A 1,155-nucleotide genomic window follows, 5' to 3' on the forward strand; every position below is an offset into this window, starting at 1 on the left:
ATACCAATCGTAATTTCTAAATCCTTAACCTGAATCCAGCTATGCTCAGGCATCATTACCAAGCATTTTATCTGGAACAGATGTCTCGTCGACCACAGCTACCCGAAGGTTTTGGGCATGTTGATTTTCACCATGCTGCCCGTCATGCGGATGATAACCGTGAATGCGTCCGGTTGTTGGGGTTGTCATTTATACAACAAGGATATTCTGTTTCTGAGACGTCCAAACTGCTTAAAGTCACCAAGGATGCGGTACATGACTGGCTGCATCGTTTTAAAAATGGTGGCCTTCCAGCTATGAAGGATCAGGGAGGGAGGGGGCGAAAACCCGTAATCCCTGAAGAATCTCATGATGAATTTAAAGAAGCTGTCCTCCAGTTACAGGACGAAAAAAATGGAGGACGTATAGTTGGTCGGGATGTTTATAAGCTGCTGCAAAGTGAGTTTGGGACAGATTGCAACCTTCGGACAGTATATAACCTGCTACATAGAGTAAAGTTGTCGTGGATTTCTGGCAGATCGAAGCACCCAAAACAGGACCTTGAAGAGCAGGAAGCATTTAAAAAAACTTCAAGCAGGAGGTCATGAAGGTTGTGCCTCCTGGGGCTTGGAAAAAAGTCATTGATATCTGGTTCCAGGATGAAGCCAGGTTTGGTCAACAGAACTCTATCAGTCGGGTATGGGCTCCCACAGGCAGTCGCCCCGGACTTATCCGGCAGCAACAGTTTGAGTATGCTTATGTATTTGGCGCCGTATGCCCTCAACAGGATAGAGCCATAGGCCTTGTTCTACCTTGTGCAAACGCTAAAGGTCTTGCCCTGCATCTGGAGCAAATATCCTTGGCGACTGAAGATGGGCATCATGCCGTGGTTCTTCTGGACAGGGCAGGATTCCATATGGCGCAGAACCTCCCGAAGTTTGAAAATGTCAGCTTACTCTGGTTGCCAGCATGCGCTCCCGAATTAAACAGCTCAGAAAGGCTGTGGGAGTGGATGCGGGAGCATGATTTGGCCAATAAAGCATTTAGCTGTTACGAAGATATCGTGGATTGCTGCTGCGAGGCCTGGAACAATCTATGCGGCGAAGCTGGACGTCTATTCAGTTTATGCTCTCGTCAGTGGGCAGTTATACAGTAGTTAGAAAAAGCAATTGGTAT

At 47.2% G+C, this 1,155-nt stretch carries 2 protein-coding genes; both read left to right on the plus strand.

Features of this window, described 5'->3' with window-relative positions:
* The first annotated feature begins 41 nt into the window (after positions 1-41).
* A complete protein-coding gene (locus AK963_RS29385) occupies positions 42-587 on the plus strand; it encodes a helix-turn-helix domain-containing protein (RefSeq protein WP_066018774.1) in 546 nt (181 codons plus the stop codon).
* Positions 584-1,135 carry an IS630 family transposase gene (locus AK963_RS29390; RefSeq protein WP_066018775.1) on the plus strand — a complete coding sequence of 184 codons (552 nt, stop codon included), beginning with the start codon at positions 584-586 and terminating at the stop codon, positions 1,133-1,135. The genes AK963_RS29385 and AK963_RS29390 overlap by 4 nt, the downstream gene beginning before the upstream one ends.
* Positions 1,136-1,155: the final 20 nt, after the last annotated feature.

The organism is Endozoicomonas atrinae (assembly GCF_001647025.1).
In the GTDB taxonomy this organism is placed as follows: Bacteria; Pseudomonadota; Gammaproteobacteria; order Pseudomonadales; family Endozoicomonadaceae; genus Endozoicomonas; species Endozoicomonas atrinae.